Origin of the sequence: Allosediminivita pacifica (genome assembly GCF_003054175.1) — a bacterium.
Lineage (GTDB): Bacteria > Pseudomonadota > Alphaproteobacteria > Rhodobacterales > Rhodobacteraceae > Allosediminivita > Allosediminivita pacifica.
The window spans coordinates 1-1,965 of sequence record NZ_QBKN01000082.1 but is presented as its reverse complement, the minus strand read 5'-3'; the positions used below and the strand labels follow the sequence as shown (position 1 = coordinate 1,965).

Annotated in this window: 2 protein-coding genes; both read right to left on the bottom strand. The window is 58.1% G+C overall.

Translation table 11 applies throughout. The annotated features are described in order from the left end of the window. Positions 1–128 precede the first annotated feature (128 nt). Positions 129–1,031: a hypothetical protein gene (locus tag C8N44_RS22980; RefSeq protein ID WP_107979000.1), complete on the bottom strand. Its 903-nt coding sequence runs from the start codon at positions 1,029–1,031 to the stop codon at positions 129–131. A gap of 106 nt (positions 1,032–1,137) precedes the next feature. After that, positions 1,138–1,845: an IS1595 family transposase gene (locus tag C8N44_RS22975; protein WP_280952978.1), complete on the bottom strand. Its 708-nt coding sequence runs from the start codon at positions 1,843–1,845 to the stop codon at positions 1,138–1,140. Positions 1,846–1,965 lie beyond the last annotated feature (120 nt).

Genomic DNA, 1,965 nt, shown 5'->3' with positions numbered 1-1,965 from the left:
TGGTAATCTTTGACATGACCGCCTCCCATTAAGGATTGTTGCGATCCCACCTTGGCACAGCGATGCCGTCGGGGGGCGGTTACAGCATCAAAGCCCTGCATACCTCTAATGGTAATGGCGCTCAGCGGCTATTCCGCGAAGTGTGGCAGATCAGGGTGAAGTCGAATGAGAACTGCTCGCCTCATCTGTTTGGCCAGAGGGTCGTGAAAAATCTGCAAAGCGCTTTCTGATTGGTCACTGGTCAACCAACCCTCAGCCAGTCGCCAATGGCGGAAGAAGACCCAATCAAGTTCGTTGCGGCGTAGCAAGTGCAAGCTCTTCACGGCGCTCTCCGGAGTCATCGGCGCACCGAAGCGAGCTTTCGGGCCATACTTTTTCCGGCCCTCTTCGATGGCATCATCATGATGTTGAATGTGTGCTTCCACGTCTTTCTCGGTGATCCTCACCAAGCGGTCAATCTCTCTGCGTATGACCGGTGAAATGTCTTCAACCGCGTTCCGCACCGCTCCGGCAAAACGGGGGTCGGAGGTCACATCCATGTTCCACTCGCGCGGCTGGTCCCGCCATAGGACAAGCTCTGCCTGCTCGGTCCAGCGGCCCTCGCCGCCGATTAGCCCGAGGGCAATGAGGACCGACGACACCTCCTCGTCGGCGCGCGCGGGCCCCAAGCCGTGGGCCGACAGAATGTTCGGCGGAGGCGTGGCCGGCGCGTTCATAACTCGCCATTGCGACCGAGGTGGTGGGCGCGTTCCGTCCGGCAGACGGTATTCGAGCTTGTTTTGCTGTTCGGCCAGCCTGAGAACGGCAATGCATATGTCGTCCCGCCGAGGGAGTTGTTCAGGGCGTTCTGGATTTTCCCGGCGAATGGCACCTCCGCCAATCTCTGTCGCCACGCCAAGCGCCACCAGAGCCTCGCAACCAATCTGGTAGGCAGTCGAAAACATGTGCTCCCAGCCATCATCAATGTGTGGCAGATTCTCCGAAAGAAAGGAGATTACCGGTGCAACCCAATCGTTGTCAGGAGCTTTCATCTTCGGGACGCCTCTCTTCCATGATGCCGCTGCATGAGACGCTTGCCGGCCTTTCAGCTGCGAAGCGGAGCGCAAATGTCCTGCTGCCCTTGGTAGATATCAATGTTTAGGGCCAGCACAGACCATATTCCCTTGATCGGCGCACCTGTTTTCCGACTGCACCCTGAAGGAGCACGCGCATCTGGTCGACCACCGGTATCGGGCGCCAGATCGTTGTCGATTTCTGCCGTTCAACACCGGCTTTCGTCGTCCATTGCTTGACCACTTCCCGGACAGGGTCCCGGTGGTTCCATCGCCAGACGATCTCGTCCAGGTATCGTTGAAGGTGTTTTCGGCCGAGGTTGTGGTATACTCCGACAAGGGCACGCTGCACTTGGGAGATCACGGCCTCAGCCGTGTTCACATGGGCGCCGGTCTCCGGATTGGCATACTCTTTCTGGCTGTGGATCACATACTGGTGGTCAGCCATGGTCTTTCCCAGACTTCGATAGCTCTTGCTGCCATCGGTCATAAGATTGGTTGTCGCCGGGTCGATCCATTCCAGGAGAACCGGTTCCAGTGTCGCGCGCTGATCGTTTGCAACAACCCTTGCGCGCCCCTGTCCGTCGCGAGAAGCTGCCACGAAGATCATCGGCTTTCCAGTGCCCTTGCCGGGTGGATTGTAGGCGCCCGAGAGGGATTTCGGCGCTCCTCCGACATACGCCTCATCTACCTCGACAATATCTTCCAATGGCATCAACTCGCCGTTCCGGTCATCCATCATCTCACGAATGGCGTGCCCCATCTTCCACGCTGTCTTCTGATTTACCCCCAGCAGCCGCTGCTCTGCCCCCTGAAAACGGCTTTGATGCTGTAACCGCCCCCCGACGGCATCGCTGTGCCAAGGTGGGATCGCAACAATCCTTAATGGGAGGCGGTCATGTCAAAGATTACC